22 protein-coding genes are annotated in these 19,235 nt (G+C 76.0%); 19 read left to right on the forward strand and 3 right to left on the reverse strand.

Features of this window, described 5'->3' with window-relative positions:
• Nucleotides 1-21 precede the first annotated feature (21 nt).
• The 5 genes from folE to GOBS_RS03110 all read left to right on the forward strand — a co-directional run bounded on the left by folE (nucleotide 22) and on the right by GOBS_RS03110 (nucleotide 3,038).
• Entirely contained in the window at nucleotides 22-642 is a 621-nt protein-coding gene (gene folE, locus GOBS_RS03090; RefSeq protein WP_012946838.1) for a GTP cyclohydrolase I FolE, read from the forward strand.
• Entirely contained in the window at nucleotides 639-1,499 is an 861-nt protein-coding gene (gene folP, locus GOBS_RS03095) for a dihydropteroate synthase (protein WP_012946839.1), read from the forward strand. The genes folE and folP overlap by 4 nt, the downstream gene beginning before the upstream one ends.
• Nucleotides 1,492-1,878, forward strand: coding sequence for a dihydroneopterin aldolase (gene folB, locus GOBS_RS03100; protein ID WP_012946840.1), 387 nt, complete (start codon nucleotides 1,492-1,494; stop codon nucleotides 1,876-1,878). Before folP ends, folB begins: the two co-directional genes overlap by 8 nt.
• A 73-nt stretch (nucleotides 1,879-1,951) precedes the next feature.
• Entirely contained in the window at nucleotides 1,952-2,458 is a 507-nt protein-coding gene (folK, locus tag GOBS_RS03105) for a 2-amino-4-hydroxy-6-hydroxymethyldihydropteridine diphosphokinase (protein ID WP_012946841.1), read from the forward strand.
• Between the two features lie 73 nt (nucleotides 2,459-2,531).
• A complete protein-coding gene (locus GOBS_RS03110) occupies nucleotides 2,532-3,038 on the forward strand; it encodes a DUF3180 domain-containing protein (protein WP_012946842.1) in 507 nt (168 codons plus the stop codon).
• Between the two features lie 39 nt (nucleotides 3,039-3,077).
• Here the strand turns inward: GOBS_RS03110 and GOBS_RS03115 are convergent, their stop codons facing one another.
• The gene (locus GOBS_RS03115; protein WP_012946843.1) at nucleotides 3,078-4,262 is read right to left on the reverse strand and encodes an ABC transporter ATP-binding protein; all 1,185 of its coding nucleotides are present in this window, start codon (nucleotides 4,260-4,262) and stop codon (nucleotides 3,078-3,080) included.
• A gap of 2 nt (nucleotides 4,263-4,264) precedes the next feature.
• Between GOBS_RS03115 and GOBS_RS03120 the strand changes: the two genes are divergently transcribed.
• The 8 genes from GOBS_RS03120 to GOBS_RS03150 all read left to right on the forward strand — a co-directional run bounded on the left by GOBS_RS03120 (nucleotide 4,265) and on the right by GOBS_RS03150 (nucleotide 12,389).
• Nucleotides 4,265-4,987 (forward strand): ABC transporter permease, encoded by a 723-nt coding sequence (locus GOBS_RS03120; RefSeq protein ID WP_012946844.1) that lies wholly within the window; start codon nucleotides 4,265-4,267, stop codon nucleotides 4,985-4,987.
• Entirely contained in the window at nucleotides 4,966-5,715 is a 750-nt protein-coding gene (locus GOBS_RS03125) for an ABC transporter permease (protein WP_208104374.1), read from the forward strand. Before GOBS_RS03120 ends, GOBS_RS03125 begins: the two co-directional genes overlap by 22 nt.
• A 408-nt stretch (nucleotides 5,716-6,123) precedes the next feature.
• Nucleotides 6,124-6,321, forward strand: coding sequence for an MBL fold metallo-hydrolase (locus GOBS_RS27960; RefSeq protein ID WP_208104375.1), 198 nt, complete (start codon nucleotides 6,124-6,126; stop codon nucleotides 6,319-6,321).
• Nucleotides 6,263-6,880 carry an MBL fold metallo-hydrolase gene (locus tag GOBS_RS29925; protein WP_425557008.1) on the forward strand — a complete coding sequence of 206 codons (618 nt, stop codon included), beginning with the start codon at nucleotides 6,263-6,265 and terminating at the stop codon, nucleotides 6,878-6,880. The genes GOBS_RS27960 and GOBS_RS29925 overlap by 59 nt, the downstream gene beginning before the upstream one ends.
• Before the next feature lie 307 nt (nucleotides 6,881-7,187).
• A complete protein-coding gene (locus tag GOBS_RS03135) occupies nucleotides 7,188-8,201 on the forward strand; it encodes a glycine betaine ABC transporter substrate-binding protein (RefSeq protein WP_012946846.1) in 1,014 nt (337 codons plus the stop codon).
• Nucleotides 8,202-8,469: 268 nt separating this feature from the next.
• Nucleotides 8,470-9,186 (forward strand): hypothetical protein, encoded by a 717-nt coding sequence (locus GOBS_RS03140; protein ID WP_012946847.1) that lies wholly within the window; start codon nucleotides 8,470-8,472, stop codon nucleotides 9,184-9,186.
• Between the two features lie 206 nt (nucleotides 9,187-9,392).
• On the forward strand, nucleotides 9,393-11,117 hold the full coding sequence (locus GOBS_RS03145; RefSeq protein WP_012946848.1) for a LamG domain-containing protein: 1,725 nt from the start codon (nucleotides 9,393-9,395) through the stop codon (nucleotides 11,115-11,117).
• A gap of 93 nt (nucleotides 11,118-11,210) precedes the next feature.
• Complete coding sequence (locus tag GOBS_RS03150) at nucleotides 11,211-12,389, forward strand: DUF6779 domain-containing protein (RefSeq protein ID WP_166487271.1); 1,179 nt, start codon at nucleotides 11,211-11,213, stop codon at nucleotides 12,387-12,389.
• A gap of 99 nt (nucleotides 12,390-12,488) precedes the next feature.
• Here GOBS_RS03150 and GOBS_RS29440 read toward each other — a convergent pair whose 3' ends face one another.
• Together GOBS_RS29440 and GOBS_RS29445 are read right to left on the reverse strand one after the other, a co-directional pair.
• Nucleotides 12,489-12,854 (reverse strand): SDR family oxidoreductase, encoded by a 366-nt coding sequence (locus tag GOBS_RS29440; RefSeq protein ID WP_341776444.1) that lies wholly within the window; start codon nucleotides 12,852-12,854, stop codon nucleotides 12,489-12,491.
• On the reverse strand, nucleotides 12,788-13,240 hold the full coding sequence (locus GOBS_RS29445) for an SDR family NAD(P)-dependent oxidoreductase (RefSeq protein ID WP_341776445.1): 453 nt from the start codon (nucleotides 13,238-13,240) through the stop codon (nucleotides 12,788-12,790). Before GOBS_RS29445 ends, GOBS_RS29440 begins: the two co-directional genes overlap by 67 nt.
• Before the next feature lie 263 nt (nucleotides 13,241-13,503).
• On the opposite strand from GOBS_RS29445, the gene GOBS_RS03160 reads away from it, so the two are divergent.
• The 6 genes from GOBS_RS03160 (at nucleotide 13,504) to GOBS_RS03185 (ending at nucleotide 19,225) form a co-directional block, all read left to right on the forward strand.
• A complete protein-coding gene (locus GOBS_RS03160) occupies nucleotides 13,504-14,463 on the forward strand; it encodes a Rossmann-like and DUF2520 domain-containing protein (protein WP_012946850.1) in 960 nt (319 codons plus the stop codon).
• 100 nt (nucleotides 14,464-14,563) lie between these two features.
• A complete protein-coding gene (panC, locus tag GOBS_RS03165; RefSeq protein ID WP_012946851.1) occupies nucleotides 14,564-15,394 on the forward strand; it encodes a pantoate--beta-alanine ligase in 831 nt (276 codons plus the stop codon).
• Nucleotides 15,391-15,816, forward strand: a complete 426-nt coding sequence (gene panD, locus GOBS_RS03170) for an aspartate 1-decarboxylase (RefSeq protein WP_012946852.1) — start codon at nucleotides 15,391-15,393, stop codon at nucleotides 15,814-15,816. Before panC ends, panD begins: the two co-directional genes overlap by 4 nt.
• Nucleotides 15,813-17,489, forward strand: a complete 1,677-nt coding sequence (locus GOBS_RS03175) for an L-aspartate oxidase (RefSeq protein WP_012946853.1) — start codon at nucleotides 15,813-15,815, stop codon at nucleotides 17,487-17,489. The genes panD and GOBS_RS03175 overlap by 4 nt, the downstream gene beginning before the upstream one ends.
• Nucleotides 17,483-18,400, forward strand: a complete 918-nt coding sequence (gene nadC / locus GOBS_RS03180) for a carboxylating nicotinate-nucleotide diphosphorylase (protein WP_208104377.1) — start codon at nucleotides 17,483-17,485, stop codon at nucleotides 18,398-18,400. The genes GOBS_RS03175 and nadC overlap by 7 nt, the downstream gene beginning before the upstream one ends.
• A 3-nt stretch (nucleotides 18,401-18,403) precedes the next feature.
• Entirely contained in the window at nucleotides 18,404-19,225 is an 822-nt protein-coding gene (locus GOBS_RS03185; RefSeq protein WP_012946855.1) for a type III pantothenate kinase, read from the forward strand.
• Nucleotides 19,226-19,235: the final 10 nt, after the last annotated feature.

Consider the following 19,235-nt stretch of genomic DNA (forward strand, 5'->3'; position numbering starts at 1 on the left):
GAGCGCCAGCGAGGAGGCCGCGTGAGCGAGATCCCGGCCGAAGCCGAGGACCTGCTGCTGAGCCTGCCGCGGACCGGGGTCGACCACGTCCGGGCCGCGGCCGCCGTCCGGGAGCTGCTGCTCGCTGTCGGCGAGGACCCCGACCGTCCCGGACTGCAGGGCACCCCCGACCGGGTCGCCCGCGCGTACGCCGAGACCTTCGCGGGGCTGTGGCAGGACCCGGCCGACGTGCTGGCGACCACCTTCGACGAGGACCACGACGAGATGGTCCTGGTCAAGGACATCCCGATGTACTCGACCTGCGAGCACCACCTGGTCCCCTTCCACGGGGTCGCGCACATCGGCTACATCCCCGGGGAGAACGGGCGGGTCACCGGCCTGTCCAAGCTCGCCCGGCTGGTCGAGGTCTACGCCCGCCGCCCGCAGGTGCAGGAGCGGATGACCAGCCAGATCGCCGACGCGCTGGCCGACGTCCTCAAGCCGCGCGGCGTGCTGGTCGTCATCGAGGCCGAGCACCTGTGCATGGCCATGCGCGGCATCCGCAAGCCCGGCGCGACGACGCTCACCTCCGCCGTGCGCGGCATCTTCCGGGACAACGCGGCGACCCGCAGCGAGGCGATGAGCCTCATCCACGGCCGGTGAGCCGCACCGAGCTGCTGCGCCCCGGCCACTGCGTGGTCATGGGGGTCCTCAACGTCACGCCCGACTCGTTCTCCGACGGTGGCTGCTTCGCCGACGCCGGCGCGGCGGTCGCGCACGGACTGGCGATGCACGCCGCCGGCGCCGACTACGTCGACGTCGGCGGGGAGTCCACCCGCCCCGGAGCCGACCGGGTGGACGCCGCCGAGGAGTGCGGCCGGGTCGTCCCGGTGATCCGCGAGCTCGCCGCGGCGGGTGTGCGCCCCAGCGTCGACACCACCCGCGCGGAGGTGGCCGAGGCCGCGCTGGCGGCCGGCGCCGTCCTGGTCAACGACGTGAGCGGCGGACTGGCCGACAAGAACATGGCCGAGCTGGTCGCCGAGGCCGGCGTGCCGTGGGTGCTCATGCACTGGCGCGGGCACAGCCGCGAGATGTACGCCGCCGCGCAGTACGGCGACGTCGTCACCGAGGTCTGCGCCGAGCTGACCGCCCGGGTGGAGGACGTCGTCGCCGCGGGCGTCGCCCCCGAGCAGCTGGTCCTCGACCCCGGGCTCGGCTTCGCCAAGCGCTCCGAGCACAACTGGCGGCTGCTCGCCGGCCTCGACCGGATCGTCGGCCTCGGTCTGCCGGTGCTCGTCGGCGCCTCCCGCAAGTCCTTCCTGGGCCGCCTGCTCGCCGCCCCCGACGACACCCTGCGCCCGGCGGAGCAGCGCGACGCCGCCACGCTGGCCACCACGGTGCTGGCTGCCGAGGCCGGCGCCTGGGGCGTGCGGGTGCACGACGCCGCAGCCTCGGCCGACGCCGTCCGCACCGTCGCCGCCGTCCGGGCGGCCCGCCGCGAGGGAGAGCGCCGTGGCTGACGTCCACCCGTCCACCCGCCTCGACCGCATCGCCGTCCACGGGCTCTCCGCGCACGCCTTCCACGGCGTGTACGAGGCCGAGCGCCGGCTGGGGCAGACCTTCCGCGTCGACGCCGTCCTCGAGCTGGACACCGCCCCGGCCGCCGCGGACGACGACCTCGAGCGCACGGTCAACTACGCCGAGCTGGCCCGGGCGCTGCACAGCGTGCTGACGGGGGAGCCGGTCGACCTGCTGGAGACCCTCGCCCAGCGGCTGGCCGACGTCTGCCTCGAGGACCCGCTGGTCGACGCCGTCGAGATCACCGTGCACAAGCCCGAGGCCGACCTGGGCGTCCCCTTCGACGACGTCGCCGTCGCCATCCGGCGGGAGCGGCCGTGAGCGAGCTCGCGAGCTCACGCACGGGCACAGCACCCCGGGGCGCGAGGACGACGAGCGCCGGCGAGGAGCACCCGTGACCCGTGCGGTCCTGTCGCTGGGCGCCAACCTGGGGGACCGTGCCGCCGCGCTGCGCACCGCCGTCACCACGCTCAAGGACGACGGCGTGCTCGTGGCCCGCTCGACGCTGTACGAGGCACCGCCGTGGGGGCCGGTCGAGCAGCCGCCGTACCTCAACGCGGTGGTCGTCGTCCGCGGCGACCGGGACGCCGCCGGCTGGCTGGCCCGTGCGCACGAGCTGGAGCAGGCCGCCGGGCGCAGCCGCGACGTGCGCTGGGGACCGCGCACCCTCGACGTCGACGTCGTCACGGCCACCGGGGACGACGGGCAGCCGGTCCTCTCCGACGACCCCGCGCTCACCCTCCCGCACCCCCGCGCGCACGAGCGCGCGTTCGTGCTCGTTCCGTGGGCCAGCCTCGACCCCACCGCGGTGCTGCCGGGCCGCGGCCGGGTGAGCGACCTGCTGGCCGCGCTGCCACCGGAGGACGTCGCGGCCGTCGTCCGCTGGGAGCACCTCCGGTGAGCGAGCGTGCGAGCTCAGGCATGGGCAGAGCGAGGCCGCGAACGTGCTCGACGAGCGCCAGCGAGGAGGGCGCGTGAGACCCGTCAACCGGCGGGACCTGCTGGTCCTCGGCGCCGGACTCGCCGTCGCCGCGTGGCTGGTCGTGCGGGCGAGCTACGGCTCCCTGCCGGCTCTGCGCTGGTGGCTGCCGGTGCCGCTCGGCGTGCTCGCGGTGGCCGAGTTCCTCGGCACCCGCACGCTGCGCGCCCGGCTGGCCGCCCAGCGGGACCGCCGTCCCCCGGCCGAGCGCGGCACCGCGCCGGTCCGCCCGGTCGAGCCGATGCTGGTCGCCCGGCTCGCGGTCCTGGCCCAGGCCAGCGCCTACGTCGGCGCGGCCTTCGTCGGCATCTGGGTGGGTCTGCTGCTCTACGTGGGGCCGTCGGTGTCGCGGCTGCAGGCAGCCGCGAACGACACGGTCACCGGGGTCGTCGGGGTGGTCTGCTCGGCCGCGCTGGTCGCAGCGGCGCTGTGGCTGGAGTCGGTCTGCCGCATCCCGCCGTCCCCCGACGACGAGACACCGCAGGCGGGCGCCCGAGCCTGATCGGTCCCGACCAGGCAGCCCCGTCCCGGCACCTCCCGTTCAGCGGGCGCCCTCGTGCACCGACCGGCGCAGCGCCGCGTGCAGGGCGGCGGGGGTGAGGACGCCGAGGTGGCGGTCGCCGTCGAGCACCGGCACCCATCCGGCGTCGGACTGCAGGATCGTGGCCAGCGCCGTCCGCAGCGAGGCCTGCAGCGGCACGGCGGCGTCATCCCGGACGACGGCCGAGGCGACCGTCCCGGAACCCGACGCCCGGTCGGCGGGCAGCCACCCGGCCGGGCGGCCGCCGACGTCCAGCACCACCGCCCGGCCGGCGCCGGCGCGGTCCAGTGCCGCCCCGGCCTCGGCCAGGCCGTCGCCCACACCGACCACCGGCGGGTGCTCGAGGTCGGCGGGGTCGATCGGGGTGACCGCCAGCCGCTTGAGCCCCCGGTCGGCGCCGACGAAGTCGGCCACCGTCTCGTTCGCCGGCCGGCCCAGCAGCTCCGCGGGCGGGGCGAACTGCTCGACGTGCCCGCCGGTGCTCATCACCGCGATGCGGTCGCCGAGCCGCACCGCCTCCTCGATGTCGTGGGTGACGAAGACGATGGTCTTGCGCACCGTCTCCTGCAGCCGCAAGAACTCCGACTGCAGTCGCTCGCGCACCACCGGGTCGACCGCGGAGAACGGCTCGTCCATCAACAGGACGCCGGGGTCGGCGGCCAGCGCCCGGGCGACGCCGGCCCGCTGCCGCTGACCCCCGGAGAGCTGGGCGGGGTACCGGTCGCCGTGGACGGCGGGGTCCAGCCCGACCAGGGTGAGCAGCTCCTCGACGCGGTCGCGGATCTCCCGGCGGTCCCAGCCCAGCAGCCGTGGGACGGTCGCGATGTTGGTGCGCACCGTCTGGTGGGGGAAGAGCCCGACGCTCTGGATGACGTAGCCGATGCGGCGGCGCAGCCGGTCGGCGTCGACCCGGGTCACGTCCTCGCCGCCGAGCAGGATGCGCCCGGTGGTCGGCTCGATGATGCGGTTGACCATCTTCATGGTCGTCGTCTTGCCGCAGCCCGACGGGCCGACCAGCACCGACAGCTCCCCGGCGGCGAAGGTCAGGTCCAGCTCGGCCACCCCCACGGTGCCGTCGGGGTACACCTTGCTGACCCCCTCCAGGCGGATCCCGGGGGCGCCGCCGGCCGACCCGGCGCCCGGCGACGCCGTGCGCAGCGACGAGGGCGCGGCAGTAGCGTCCACGCGTGGCCTCCCTGGGTGCGCTGAGCGCGGCGAGCGGCCCGGGCACCCCGGTGCTCGCCGCGGACGAGGCGCCGAACCCCTGGTTCGACCCGTCGTACGTGACCGACAACTGGGACACCATTGTGGGCCACCTCGGACAGCACGTCAGGCTCACCGTCGGGGCGGTGCTGCTCGGGGCGCTGGTCGCGCTGCCCCTGGCGCTGCTCGCCCGGCGCACCCGGCTGCTGGCCGGGCCGGTCCTCGGGTTCAGCTCGGTCGTCTACACGATCCCGTCGCTGGCCCTGTTCGCCTTCCTCGCACCGTTCACCGGGGCGCTGTCCCCGGTCACGGTGCTGATCGGGCTGACGGTCTACACGCTCGTCATCCTGGTGCGGAACTTCCTCGCCGGGCTGCAGGGGGTCCCGGACGACGTGCGCGAGGCGGCCCGCGGCATGGGCTACGGCCCCGCGCGGCTGTTCCTCCGGGTCGACCTGCCGCTGGCGCTGCCGGCCTTCATGGCCGGCCTGCGCATCGCCACGGTCTCGACCGTCGCGCTGGTCACCGTCGGGGTGATCACCGGCAACGGTGGGCTGGGCCAGCTGATCATCGGCGGCCTCAACGCGAACTTCTACCGAGCCGAGATCGTCACCGGCGCGGTCGGCTGCGTGCTGCTCGCGGTGGTCGCCGACGTGCTGCTGGCCGGCCTGGAGCGGCTGCTCACCCCGTGGACGCGGGCGGCCCGGTGAACGCCTTCGGCGATGCGTTCGTCTACCTCAACGACCCGTTCAACTGGACCCGGCCGGGCGGCATCCTCGACCTGCTGGTCCAGCACCTGCGGATCTCCACGCTGGCCGTGCTGCTCGCCGCCGTCCTCGCCGTCCCCGCCGGGGTGCTGCTGGGCCGCAGCGGCCGCGGCGCGGGCGCGGTCGTCGTCCTGTCCAACGTCAGCCGCGCCGTCCCCACCCTCGCCCTGCTCACCGTGCTGGCAGTGACGCCGCTGGGCTTCAGCGAGACCGGCACCGTCCTGGCGCTGGCCGCCTTCGCCGTCCCGCCGATGCTGACCAACACCTACGTGGGGTTCCGCGAGGTCGACCGTGACGTCCGCGAGGCGGCCCGGGCGATGGGCATGAGCCGCGGCCAGATGCTGACCCGGGTCGAGTTCCCGCTCGCCTCGCCGCTGGTCGCGACCGGCGTCCGGACGGCGGCGGTGCAGGTCGTCGCCACCGCGACCCTGGCCGCGCTCGTCGGCGGAGGAGGCCTCGGGCGGATCATCAACCTCGGCTTCGGTCAGCAGGACCACGGCGAGATCCTCGCCGGCGCCGTGCTGGTGGCCGCTCTGGCGCTGCTCACCGAGCTGCTGCTGGTGCTCGTCTCGACGGCGGTCACACCCGGCCTGCGCCGGTGGCCGCTGCGCCCGGTCCGGGCGGCGCGGACCGGCCGGTCGGAGCCGACGTCGTCCGGCGTGCCGCTCTGACGGGGGCTGCTCGCTGCGACTGCCGGGGAAGCGTCTGTGGGCACCGTGCGCGTCATGGGCTACGCCAGGTGGGATGAGGAGCAGCCGGTGCTCCGGCCCATCCGCCACGCCTGGCGCGTCGAGGTCGCCCACGGCCGGCCGGGACGCGCGCACCGCCTGGCGACGTCGCTCGGGAACACCACCTCAGGGACCGGCTGGCTGCAGGTGGCCTGCACCGCGACCACCCTGCGACACCCGTCAGCTCCCGGTGGACGACCTCGCCGGGTCCCTGCTGCGGCGTGGACGCCACCGGCTCCGCACGCTCGCAGCGGCATGGAAGTGCGTTTCGGAGGACGGCCGCCGGTCGCGATCCGGGACCCGGAGGGCGTCGCAACTGGCGCCGGCGGAGACACCCGACAGAGTGAACCGATGCTGGACCAGGTGGCCGACGGCGTCTGGGTCCGGCAGAGCGAGTGGGTCTGGAGCAATGCCATCGTGGTGCGCGGGGAGGATGGGCTGATCCTGGTCGATCCCGGCATCGACGGTTCCGATCTGGACCAGCCCGCCGATGACGTGGACCGGCTCGGCATCCCGGTGGTCGCCGGGTTCTCCACCCATCCGCACTGAGACCACCTGCTCTGGCACTCCCGGTTCGGCGACCGGCCGCGCTACGCCACCCCGGCGGGCGCCCAGGCGGCCAGTGGAGCCCGGGAGTGGGCGCAGAGGATGGCGGCGGAGAGCGCGTCGGGCATCCCTCGAGCTGATCGGGCTCCTCACCCTGCTGCCCGCGGACGGGGGACCGGTGCCGGGCGAGATCGTCGAGCACCAGGCACACGCCATCGGCCACGCCGCGGTCCTCCTCGCCGACCGTGGCGTCCTGCTCGCCGGCGACATGCTCTCCGACGTCCTGATCCCGCTCCTCGACCCTCGCCGCCCCGATCAGGTGGGCGCCTACGAGAAGGCACTCGACCGGCTGGGTGAGGCTGCCCGGCACGTCGATGTCCTGGTCCCCGGCCACGGGGCCGTTGCCGACGGTCCCCAGGTGGCGGCCCGTCTCGCCGCCGATCACGCCTACATCGACGCGCTGCGGCGAGGAGAGGAGCCGGTCGACGCGCGTCTGGATCAGGACTGGCTCTCCGGCCCCCACCGGTCGAACCTGGAGCAGGCCCGACACGCACCCGGATGAGCTCCGGCGTCCTCGCGCCCATGATCGCCACCCGGTGAGCAGGGGCCGGCGAGCCTCCGGACGGGCCGCCTCCTGCCTCCCACGCTCGCAGGCCGGCCTCGCCCGGGGGCTCACCGCGAGCTCGCGGGCTGAGAGGGGCGGGGTCCTTCCACCTGTGGACCGGCGCGTCTCCGTAACAACCGGGCAACACCTGGCCGGTGCACGTGGCCGGGTGGGGTGAGGGGCTGTTGCATGGCGGGCGCGGGGTCCTCCCCGCCAGACACGCGCCGCGGCCGTCGGGTCGCGCGGGACACAGAAGGCGGGCCACATGCGCAGCCGTGCACGCACCCTCGTTCCCCTCGCCGTCGCCGGGCTGCTGCTGACCGCCTGTGGCGAGTCCGGTTCCTCGGGCACCGGCGGGGCCCAGGCCAGCGGCGGCGGCGCGTCCGGCGACGCCTGCGCCCCCGTGGCCGACGACCAGCTCGTCGTGCTCGAGGACGACAAGCAGCTGCAGAACGCGGACAACGTCGTCCCGGCGGTCAACATGGCCACCGCGATGGCCAACCCGGCGCTGCTGCCCGCCCTCGACGCGGTGTCGGCGGCCATGACCACCGAGGAGCTGATCGAGCTCAACGCCGCCGTCGACCTCGAACGGCAGAGCGCCGAGGACGTCGCCGCGGGCTGGGTCGAGGAGAACGTCGACACCGCCGCGCTCGAGCAGGGCAGCGGCCCGATCGTCGTCGGCGGCGCGAACTTCACCGAGTCGACGATCCTGGCGAACGTCTACGCCGACGTCCTTGGCGCCGTCGGCTTCGACGCCTCGGTACGCGAGGTCGGTAACCGCGAGCTCTACCTGCCCGCGCTGATCTCCGGCTCGGAGATCCAGGTCTTCCCGGAGTACCTGGCCACGGTGACCGACGAGCTGAACGAGCTGGCCAACGGCCCCACCGAGGACGGCCCGGCCACCGGTGACGTGCAGGAGACGCTGACCGCGCTGCAGCCGATCGCCGAGCAGGCGGGGCTGGTCTTCGGCGAGCCCTCCGAGGCCGCCGACCAGAACGCCTTCGCCGTCACCCAGGCCTTCGCCGACGACCTCGGCGTCGCCACCCTGTCCGAGCTCGCCGACGCCTGCGGCGACGGCTCGCTCGTCCTCGGCGGCCCGACCGAGTGCCCCGAGCGGCCGCAGTGCCAGCCGGGCCTGGAGGAGGCCTACGGCCTGCAGTTCGACGGCTTCCGCGAGCTGGACGCCGGTGGCCCGCTCACCAAGGCGGCTCTGCAGCAGGGCGAGATCTCCATCGGCCTGGTCTTCAGCTCGGACGGCGCGCTCGCGCAGCAGGGCTGAGCCGGCGCTCCCGCCGGCTCGACACCGGCCGCCCGGCGGGAGCTGCCCGCACGTGGGGACACGGCCTCACAGGCGTCAGGCCGGTCGGCGACCGGCCGCCCCGGGACGGGCGGCGCGCGAGCGCACAGCAGCTGTCGCACCTCCACCTCCCCGTCCGGTCCCGTTCGGACTCCCCCCTCCGGGTGGGGGCCGCCGCCTGATCGCCCAGGGGGCTCAAGGGCAGCGCGCGGGCCGCCGATGGGCTCGTGACGCGCCCACAGGAGGAACCGTGACCATCGGCCGCCGGCGGCGAAGCCGCCACGCCACACTGCCGCGTCGGCACGCCCGGACCGCGACCCGTGCGCCGAGGCGGCTCACCGTGCTCGCGGCGGCCGTGCCCGTCGGCCTGGTCGCCAGCGTCTCGCTGGTCTGGTCCTCCTCCTACGCCGCGTTCGTCGACACGACCGCCATCCCGCAGAACACCTGGGGGACCGGCGTCGTCGGGCTGGGCACCGACCGCGGCGCCACCGCCCTGTTCAGCACCGCCTCCGAGGGGCTGCTGGTGCCCGGCAGCTCGGGACACAGGTGCATCACCGTCACCTACACCGGGAACGTCGACACCGCCGACACCGGAGTGCGGCTGTACGGGTCGCTCACGACGGGCAGTCCAGCGCTCGCCGCCGCGCTCCGGATCACGGTGCAGATGTCCAGGACCGAGCTGACCACCCCGCCCGACGCGGACTGCCTCCCCACCTTCGAGGCGTCGCCGTTCACCTACCCCACCAGCACCCTCGGCGCCTTCCCCTCCGGTTACGGCACGGGCCTCGGTGACGAGAACGGGGACGCCGCGGGCGACTGGCGCCCGTCCGCGACGACGGATCGGTCGCGCACCTACAAGATCTCCTACAGCCTCCCCGCCGGCTCCTACCCCAGTGAGCTCCAGGGCAAGGAGGTCGGCATGACCTTCACCTGGGAGGTCCGGAGCGACGACACCCCCGACGCCTGACGCAGCCCGTCGGCTCAAGGGCGTCCCCTGACCGGCCGATGAGGCAGGGGACCGTGGTCGGCCGAACCTGGAGGCGAGGAACCGATGCCGCAGCACCGCGCGACGACGGCCGACGGGGGGAGCGCAGCCCGCTCGCGCCGTGCCGCCACCCCCGTCGCCGCAGCCGGCGGCTGGGCGCGGCGGCACCCGGCGAGGCGGCACCCGTCATGAGCGGACACCACCCCCACCCGCTCCGAGCCGGGCGTGTCCGGCTGCGGCGGCCCGCGCCCCGCGCCGTGCTGGCCGGCTGCGCAGCCCTGTTGACCGTCGGCCTGGCCGTCGCCGCACCCGGCGGGGCCTGGGCGGCGTTCACCGGCACCACCGCCAGCACGGGCAACCAGCTGGTGACCGAGGCCGCCTTCCCCGACTACCGCACCGCCGTGCAGCGGAGCGGCCCCGTCATCCACCACCCCTTCGACGACCCCTACGGCAGCGGGACCGCCGCGGCGCTCGTCGGCAGCACCGGCACGTACAACGGTGCGGCAGCAGCCTCCTCGGTCGGCACCGGGGCGATCGCGGCGAGCGCGGGAGGGCCCCGACGGGCCGTGCACTTCCCGGAGAGCGCCTACGCCGCGGCCGACGGCACGACCTCGCTCACGGGCGCCGTCACCGGCGCCAACACGGCTCCGGTGAAGCTGACCCTGGAGGCCTGGGTGCGCACCGGCCACGGCGGGGCGGTGGTGAGTCTCCTCCCCGAGGGCTCCTCCGCGACCCCCGGCAGGACCCAGCTCTACGTCAACGAACGCGGTCAGGTCTGCGTCGGCCTGACCCTGGACCCCGCGACCACCCTGCAGGAGGTGTGCGGGTACGACGCCGCCGACCCGAAGGCCTGGACCTCCGCCGACCGGGCCAGCCCGGCCTGGCACCACCTCGTCGCGGTGATCGACCCCAGCGGCCAGCCCGGCAGTGTCCCCTGCGGCTCGGACGGGACCCAGGTGCTCGTCTACGTCGACGGCACCGTTGCCTACGACCGCGGATTGTGCGGCACCTGGCCGCAGACCGTGGCGGGGCGCTGGCGGGTGGGCACCGCCCCGATCACGACCGACGTCATCAACCCCGACCCGGCTCAGGAGCTGGAGGGCCCGGCGCCGGACACCTGGTCCGGCGACATCGACGAGGTCGCCGTCTACGCCGGGGTGCTGAACGCCACCGAGGTCAAGAAGCACTACGACATGGGCAAGGGCACGGTCGCCGGCACCTACGCGACGTCGGTGAAGGCGTTCCCGGCCCTGCACCTGTACTGGCAGCTGGATGACGTCCCCGGGCCCGAGGCCCGCGCCGTCGTCGACGCCTCGCCCAACGCCCGCGACGGCACCTTCTCCAGCTACCCCGACCTGGGAGTGACCGGGGCACCCACCGGGACGACGACCACCGGGACCGCGGTCAGGCTCAGGGGTGTCAACGACATCTCCACCGGCGCCAGCCGCACCACGCCCGCCGCCTTCTCCACCGAGGTGTGGTTCAACTCCTCCGGAGGAACCGGGCCGCTGGCCAGCTTCGGCCCCACCCAGACGGGCACCTCGACGGTCCCGGACTGGGCGGTCCACCTGACCGCCAACGGGAACCTGGCCTTCAGCATCCGCACCCCCCAGCGGACGGTCCTCACCGCACGCGACCACCGCGACGGTGCGTGGCACCTGGTGACCGCGACCATGAGCGCCGGTGGGCGCATGCGGCTGTACGTCGACGGCGTGCTGGTGGGGGAGGACGTGTCGTCCACGACGCCCTCGCCCCGCACGGGCTTCTGGCGCTGGGGTGGTGGTGGCGACTACAGCGCCTTTGCCACCCGGCCGGGAGCGGCGTTTCTCTCCGGCCGGCTGGACGAGGCGTCCGTGTACGACCGGGAGCTCACGCCGGAGGACGTCGCCATCCACTGGGGTGCCGGCTTCTGAACGCGGGTCCCTGAACGTCGGGGTCGGGGCGTTTCCACGCGTTCGACGATCCGTTCCGTGGTCGGAGGCCTCCGCAGCGTTACCCTGTGCGCCATGCGGGGGGATCGGGACGGCGTGTCGGTGCCCCCTCCCGGACCGGATCCCGCGGGAGTGCGCACCGCGGGCCTGGTCGCGGGCTTCTGCCTGGCGGTCGCGGCCACCGTCGTCGTCTTCATCACCGAGGACCCGCGGGTGCTGCGCCTGGCCGTCGGCGCCGCGGCCTGGGCGTTCGTGCTCGCCGCGCTGGTCAGGTCCCGCTCGACCGCTGACGTCTCCCTGCCGGCCCGGGAGCAGCTCGCAGCCGCCGAGCGCGAGGCCGAGCTGCGCCTGGCCCACGAGCTGGAGCTGGGGCGCGAGGCCGCGGCCCGCCGGGAGCACGAGCTCCGGGTGGACGACCTCCGGCGCACCGCCGAGCCGTCGATGCGCGCCGAGCTCGAGGCGCTGCGCACCGAGCTGGCCCAGGTCACCGGGCTACGGCGGGAGATGAGCCAGGTGGCCGAGCTGCGTGGGGAGCTCGCCGGCCTCGCCGAGCTGCGCAGGGAGCTGGCCGGCCTCGCCGAGCTGCGCACCACCCTGGCCGAGCTGCGAACCGACGTCGGCCGGCTGCGCAGCGAGCTGACCGAGCAGCTGTCCGGCGAGATGCTCGTCGAGCGGGTCATGCTGCGGACCCAGACCACCCGGACGGCCCCCGTGGCACCGGAACCGGCCGCTCCCCACACCGTCGAGGCCGACGGCTCGGACCGGCCGGCGTCGGAGCTGACCGCCGCGCGGCCGGCCGTCCGGGTCGACGAGCCGGCCCCCGGCACCCGCCGGCCGGAAGAGGTCCGCGTCGAGCCCCAGCGGCCGGTCGCACCACCGCCCCCGCGGGACTGGCCGGCTCGCCGGTCGCTGCTCGACGCGGCACCCCCGCCGCACGCCGAGCCCGACCCGCCCCGCTGCCGCACCGACGACCCCCTCGCCGTGGCCGTGCCCGCCGAGCAGCTGACCGACGAGCGCCCGGTCGCCCAGTGGGAACGCCCGCCGGTCCCCGGGCTCGCGGCGCCGGTCCCGACGGCCGCGGCCCTCGCTCCGCTGGAGGGCTCCGCCCCGGTGGAGGAGGAATCGGCCAGGCGGCTGGCGGAGCTGCTCGCCGAGGGCGGCCTCACCCCGCCGTCCGGCGGTCGCCGCCGGCGCCGCTACCGCGAGGACGGCGGGAGCGACGACGTCCTGGCGCGGGTGCTCGGCCGCAGCTGAACGGCCTCCTGCCGGGGCCCGACGTGGCCCCGTCCCGGGTCCCGCCCCGAGCTCGCGAGGGGTGGGGAGGACGGGTCCTTCCACGGCGGGGGTCCTCTCTCAGGCGGGACCGCGGGACAGCGCGCCGCCGTCGAGCACCAGGGTCTGGCCGGTGACCCAGCCCGCGCCGTCACCGAGCAGGTAGGCCGCGGCCTCGCCGACGTCCTCGGGCTCGCCGAGCCGGCCCACCGGGTACTGAGCCGCCGCCTCGGCCTCCCGGCCCTCGTAGAGCGCCCCGGCGAAGCGGGTCCTGACCACCGCGGGCGCGACCGCGTTGACCCGCACCCTGGGTCCGAGCTCCACCGCGAGCTGGGTGACCAGGTTGACCAGGGCCGCCTTGCTCACCCCGTAGCCGCCGATCATCGGCGAGGCCTTGAGCCCGGCCACCGAGGCGACGACCAGCACCGAGCCGCCGTGCTCGGCCATCCACGCCCGCACGCCTCCTGCACCAGGCCCAGCGTGCCGACGACGTTGGTGTCGAGGATCTTGCGGAAGCCGTCCAGGGGGAGGTCGACCAGCGGGCCGTAGACCGGGTTGATGCCGACGTTGCCCACCAGCACCTCCAGGCTGCCGAAGGTGTCGACGGCGGTGCGCACGGCCTCGGCCCGGTGCTCGGCGTCCCCCGCGTTGCCGGGGACGCCCACGGCCACCCCCGGGCCACCCAGTGCGGTCACCGCCTCGGCCAGCGCGTCCGGCTTGCGCCCGGTCACGACGACCCGCGCGCCCCGCGCGACCAGGCTCCGCGCGATCGCCAGGCCGATGCCCCGGCTCGCGCCGGTGACCAGCGCCGTCCGTCCCTCGAGCGTGCCCACCGGTGTCCTCCCGCCGTGCGTCCGCGTTGCCGTCGGACACCGTAGGTGGCTCGGGAGGTGACCCACACCACAGGGGGGAGACGTTGCAGAGGTCCCGAACCGGTCACACACTCGCCTTCGACGCGACACCCGCGTGACACACCTGGTCGCAGCGGGGCACGCGTCAGCACCACCGCAGGACCGCAACACCCGACGGGCTCCAACGGCGGAGTCCGCGACCACGAGTCCGGTACCCGCGAGGGACTGGAACGAGAGGTGCACCGATGCCTGCTGCTCGCAGGACGCTCCGCGCTGCCGGTCTGACCCCGGCGGACACCGCTCCCGCCCGCCTCCGCGTCGGCATCGTCGGCGCCGGGCGCGTCGGCGCCGTCCTCGGCGCCGCCCTCACCGCCGCCGGCCACGACGTGGTCGCCGCCGCCGGCCTCTCCACCGCCTCCGCCGAACGCGCCGCCCGGCTGCTGCCGGGCGTGCCGCTGCTGCCCACCGACGAGGTCGTGGCCGCCGCCGACCTCGTGGTGCTCGCCGTCCCCGACGACAGCTTGGCGGGCCTGGTCTCCGGGCTGGCCGAGACCGGCGTCTGGCGGGCCGGCCAGCTGGCCTTCCACACCTCCGGGGCGCACGGCCTGGCCGTCCTGGCCCCCGCCGCGCGGGCCGGCGTGCTGCCGCTGGCGCTGCACCCGGCCATGACCTTCACCGGAGCCCCCGAGGACGCCGACCGCCTCGCCGGTGCCCCCTTCGGCGTCACCAGCGCGCCGGAGCACCGTCCGGTGGCCGAGGCCCTGGTCCTGGAGATGGGCGGCGAGCCCTTCTTCGTCGCCGAGGCCGACCGCGGGCTCTACCACGCGGCCCTCGTCACCGGCGCCAACCACCTGGTCACGCTGGTCGCCGAGGCCGCGGACCTGCTGCGCACCGCGGGCGTCGCCGAGCCGGGCCGGGTGCTCGCCCCGCTGCTCACGGCCGCCCTCGACAACGGCCTGCGCCGCGGCGACCGCGGGCTCACCGGCCCGGTCAGCCGCGGGGACGTCGGCACCGTGCGGCAGCACCTGGACACCCTCACCGAGCGGGCGCCGGACTCGGTCGCGGCCTACGTCGCGCTCGCCCAGCGCACCACGGAACGGGCGCTGGCGACCGGCCGGCTCAAGCGGCACGAGGGCGCCCCGCTCGTCGAGCTGCTCGACGGCCACGTCCCGGGTTCCCTCGCGAGCGAGCGAGCGGAGGGCTGAACGTGGCCGTCCCGCCGGCGGGCTCCCGGTGAGCGCGGCGGCGTCCACCCGTCCCACCGCGGTGTCGTCCGCCCGCCCCACCGCCCCGGCGGGCCCAGCGGTGGCCGAGACCGTCGCCGAGCTGCGCGTCCTCGTCGCCGAGCTGCCCGGCCCCGTCGCGCTGGTGCCCACGATGGGCGCCCTGCACGAGGGGCACCGCGCCCTCGTCCGCGCCGCGCGGCAGCGGGCCGGCAGCGTCGTCGTCTCGGTCTTCGTCAACCCGACCCAGTTCGGCCCCGGCGAGGACTTCGACCGCTACCCGCGCACCTGGGACGCCGACCTCGCCGCGCTGGCCGAGGAGGGCGCCGACGTCGTCCTCCACCCGCCGGTGGAGGAGGTCTACCCACCCGGCGCGGTGGGTGTGACCGTCCACCCCGGCCCGCTGGGCGACGTGCTCGAGGGCGCCGTCCGCCCCGGTCACTTCGCCGGCGTGCTGACCGTCGTCGCCAAGCTGTTCGGCCTGGTCCGCCCGGACCTGGCCGTCTTCGGCGAGAAGGACTACCAGCAGCTCACGCTCATCCGGGCGATGGCCCGCGAGCTGGCGCTCGGCGTCGAGGTCGTCGGCGTGCCCACCGTCCGGGAGGACGACGGCATGGCGCTGTCCTCCCGCAACCGCTACCTCTCGCCGGAGCAGCGGGCCACCGCCGCCACCCTCTCGCGCGCGCTGCGCGCCGGGGCGGCCGCCGGCCCGCACGGCGCGGACGCCGTCCTCGCCGCGGCCGCCGCCGTCCTCGCCGAGGCGCCCGACCTGCTGCAGGACTACCTGGAGCTGACCGATCCGGACCTCGGGCCACCGCCGGCCGCCGGCCCGGCCCGGCTGCTCGTCGCCGCCCGCGCCGGGAGCACCCGACTCATCGACAACACCGACGTCCAGCTGGGAGACCCGCGATGATGCGCACGATGCTCAAGTCGAAGATCCACCGTGCGACGGTCACCCAGGCCGACCTGCACTACGTGGGCTCGGTGACCATCGACGAGGACCTCCTCGACGCCGCCGACCTCATCCCCGGCGAGCAGGTCGCGATCGTCGACGTCACCAACGGCGCGCGGCTGGAGACCTACGTGATCCCCGGCGAGCGGGGCAGCGGCGTCATCGGCATCAACGGCGCCGCCGCGCACCTGGTGCACCCCGGCGACCTGGTCATCCTGATCAGCTACGGCCTGATGGACGAGACCGAGGCGAAGTCCTCCGTCCCGAGGGTCGTGCACGTCGACGCCGCCAACCGCGTCGTCGAGCTCGGCGGCGACCCCTCGGCGCCCGTTCCCGGTGCTCCGGACCAGGAGCGCAGCGACCTGGGCGTGCCCGTCCGGTGAGCACGCTGGCGGCCGGGCGCGTCACCGGGCTGCCGGTGCGGCTGACCGCGCCGGCGCCCGGCTGGGAGCTCGTGGCCGACGTCTGCGTCGTCGGCTCCGGCATCGCCGGGCTGTGCGTCGCGCTGCACGCCCGGGCGGCCGGGCTGTCGGTCGCCGTCGTCACCAAGGTCCGGGTGGACGACGGGTCGACCCGCTGGGCGCAGGGCGGCATCGCCGCCGTGCTCGACCCCGCCGACAGCCCTGCGGCGCACGCCCGCGACACCGAGGTCGCCGGGGTGGGGCTGTGCGAGCCCGCGGCGGTCTCCGTGCTCGTGCACGAGGGCCCCGAGCGGCTGCGCCAGCTGATCGGCTGGGGCGCCGCCTTCGACCGCAACCCCGCCGGCACGCTGCTGCTCACCCGCGAGGGCGGGCACTCCGCCGACCGGATCGTGCACGCCGGCGGCGACGCCACGGGCTCGGAGGTGCAGCGCGCGCTGCAGGACGCCGTCCGGGCCGACCCCGGGGTCACGCTCGTCGAGCACGCGATGGTGCTCGACCTGCTCACCGACGCCGCCGGCCGCGCCGCCGGGGTCACCCTGCACGTGCTGGGCGAGGGCAGCGCCGACGGCGTCGGCGCGGTACGCGCCCGAGCGGTCGTGCTCGCCACCGGCGGCATGGGGCAGGTCTACGCCGCGACCACCAACCCGCCGGTCTCCACCGGGGACGGCGTGGCCCTCGGGCTGCGCGCCGGAGCCGTCGCCACCGACCTCGAGTTCGTGCAGTTCCACCCGACCTCGCTCTACCGAGGCCCGGGTGCGCGCGGCCAGCAGCCGCTGGTCAGCGAGGCACTGCGCGGCGAGGGCGCGGTGCTGCGCGACGGGTCAGGGGAGCGGTTCATGGTCGGCGTCCACCCGCTGGCCGAGCTGGCCCCCCGCGACGTCGTCGCCAAGGCCGTCACCCGGGTCCAGCTGCGCGACGGCGTCGACCACGTGGAGCTCGACGCGCGCGGCGTCCCCGACCTCGCCCGGCGGTTCCCGACGATCGTGGCGAGCTGCCGCGCGGCCGGCATCGACCCGGTCACCGAGCTGATCCCGGTCACCCCGGCGGCTCACTACGCCTCGGGTGGCCTGGTCACCGACCTGGCCGGGCGGACGACGGTGCCCGGCCTCTACGCCTGCGGGGAGGTGGCCTGCACCGGCGTGCACGGGGCCAACCGGCTGGCGTCGAACTCGCTGCTCGAAGGGCTGGTCTTCGCCGCGCGCATCGGCGCGGAGCTGGCCGAGCGGCTGCCGCCGTCGTCGCCCCTCGGGCCGCAGGACACCGCGCCGTCCGGGCTGCTCGGCCCCGAGGGCCGCCGTGCGGTCACCGAGACGATGTCGGCCCGCGTCGGCGCGCTGCGCGGCGGGGCGGGGCTGGCCGAGGCGACCGGCCGGCTGGCCGCCCTGGCCGCCGGGCTGGACACGGACGCAGCCCCCGGCGTGGCCGGCTGGGAGGCCACCGACCTGCTCACGGTCGCCACTGCGCTCGCCACCGCGGCCGCGGCCCGGGAGGAGACCCGCGGCTGCCACTGGCGCGAGGACCACCCCGGGACCGAGGAGGACTGGCAGGTGCACCTGGACGTGCGGCTCGGCGAGGAGGGCTCCCTGCAGGTGACCCGCCGCCCGGTGGGGACGCCGGTGGTGCAGCCGTGGTGACCGCGGCCACCGACCCCCGTGACCTGACGGGGACCGGGTTGTCGGAGCAGTGGGTGGCCGAGCTGGTCGAGCGCACCCTGGTCGAGGACCTCACCGGCGGCGCACCCCTGCCCAGCGCCCCGGACCTGGCCGTCGCGCACGACGTCACCAGCGCCGCCACCGTGCCGGCCGCGCAGCTGGGCACCGCGGACCTCGTGGCCCGCGCCGACGGCGTCGTCGCCGGCCTGCCGGTGGCCGCGCGCGTCTTCACCCGGCTCGCCCCCGGCGCCACGCTCACCGCGGGCGCCGCCGACGGGGACCGGGTGGTCCGGGGCGACGTGCTGCTGACCGTCCGCGGGCCGGTGCGCGCGCTGCTGGCCGCCGAGCGCAGCGCGCTGAACATCGCCGGCCGGGCCAGCGGCATCGCCACGCTCACCCGCCGGTGGGTCGACGCGGTCGAGGGCACCGGCGCCGTCGTCCTCGACACCCGCAAGACCACGCCCGGCCTGCGGCCGCTGGAGAAGTACGCCGTCCGCTGCGGTGGCGGGTCGAACAAGCGCATGGGGCTCTACGACGTCGCCATGGTCAAGGACAACCACGTCGCCGCCGCGGGCTCGGTGGCCGCGGCCGTCGCCGCCGTGCGTGAGCGGGCCCCGCGGGTGGTGGTGCAGGTGGAGGTCGACGTACCCGCGCAGGCGGTCGAGGCGGTCGAGGCCGGCGCGGACTTCCTGCTGTGCGACAACATGCCGCCGGAGGTCCTGCGCGAGGTCGTCGCCCTGGTGGGCGGGCGGGCCGAGCTCGAGGCCACCGGCGGGCTGACCCTCGAGGTGGCCCGGGCGGTGGCCGAGACCGGTGTCGACTACCTGTCGGTCGGCGGGCTCACCCACTCCGCGCCGATCCTCGACCTCGCGCTCGACCTGCGGGCGGGCTGACCGGTGCTGCTCACCGTCGACGTCGGCAACAGCCAGACCGTCCTGGCCACCTTCGACGGTCCGCGCCGGGTTGGTTGCTGGCGGGTGACCACCGCGCCGCGGGCCACCAGCGACGAGCTGCGCATGCTCTGGCGCGGGCTGCTGCGCGACACCGAGGTGACCGGGGTGTCGGCCTGCTCGACGGTGCCCGCGCTGCTCCCGGCGCTGCGCGCGCTGCTGGACTCCCTGGAGGTGCCGGTCGTCCTCATCGGACCGGGCGTGCGGACCGGCGTCCCGCTGCACGTGGACAACCCGCGCGAGGTCGGTGCCGACCGCGTCGTCACCGCGCTGGCCGCCCACGAGCTGTACGGACGCCGTCCCGACGGCGGCGGGCGTCCGGTCGTCGTCGTCGACTTCGGCACCTCCACCAACGTCGACGCCGTGGGCCCCGACGGACAGTTCCTCGGCGGCGCGCTGGCCCCCGGCGTCGAGGTCAGCCTGGAGGCGCTGGCCGCCCGCGCGGCGCAGCTGCGCTCGGTGGAGCTGACCGTGCCGCCGCAGGCGATCGGCAAGAACACCGTCGCGGCGCTGCAGTCGGGCCTGGTGCTGGGCTTCGCCGGCTTGGTCGACGGGCTGGTGGCCCGGATCGCCGCCGAGCTGGTCGCGCAGTTCGGCGCCGCGCCGGTCGTCGTCGCCACCGGTGGGCTGGCGCCCCTGGTGGCCGACAGCTGCCGCTCGATCGGCGAGCGGGAGCCCGACCTCACCGTGCACGGGCTGCGGCTGGCGTTCGAGCGGCACGAGGCCGGCCTCCGTTCCCCGCCCACCCGGAGATCGGCCTCCCCGTAGGGTGGCGACC

This window comes from Geodermatophilus obscurus DSM 43160 (assembly GCF_000025345.1).
GTDB classification, from domain to species: Bacteria; Actinomycetota; Actinomycetes; order Mycobacteriales; family Geodermatophilaceae; genus Geodermatophilus; species Geodermatophilus obscurus.

Excerpts from the sequence above, each read along its gene's own strand:
- GOBS_RS27960 (WP_208104375.1), top strand. The coding sequence starts at position 6,124 with ATGCTGGACCAGGTGGCCGACGGCGTCTGGGTCCGGCAGAGCGAGTGG.
- GOBS_RS29925 (WP_425557008.1), top strand. The coding sequence starts at position 6,263 with ATGACGTGGACCGGCTCGGCATCCCGGTGGTCGCCGGGTTCTCCACCC.
- GOBS_RS03135 (WP_012946846.1), top strand. The coding sequence starts at position 7,188 with ATGCGCAGCCGTGCACGCACCCTCGTTCCCCTCGCCGTCGCCGGGCTG.
- GOBS_RS03145 (WP_012946848.1), top strand. The coding sequence starts at position 9,393 with ATGAGCGGACACCACCCCCACCCGCTCCGAGCCGGGCGTGTCCGGCTG.
- GOBS_RS03150 (WP_166487271.1), top strand. The coding sequence starts at position 11,211 with ATGCGGGGGGATCGGGACGGCGTGTCGGTGCCCCCTCCCGGACCGGAT.
- GOBS_RS29440 (WP_341776444.1), bottom strand. The coding sequence starts at position 12,854 with ATGGCCGAGCACGGCGGCTCGGTGCTGGTCGTCGCCTCGGTGGCCGGG.
- GOBS_RS03160 (WP_012946850.1), top strand. The coding sequence starts at position 13,504 with ATGCCTGCTGCTCGCAGGACGCTCCGCGCTGCCGGTCTGACCCCGGCG.
- panD (WP_012946852.1), top strand. The coding sequence starts at position 15,391 with ATGATGCGCACGATGCTCAAGTCGAAGATCCACCGTGCGACGGTCACC.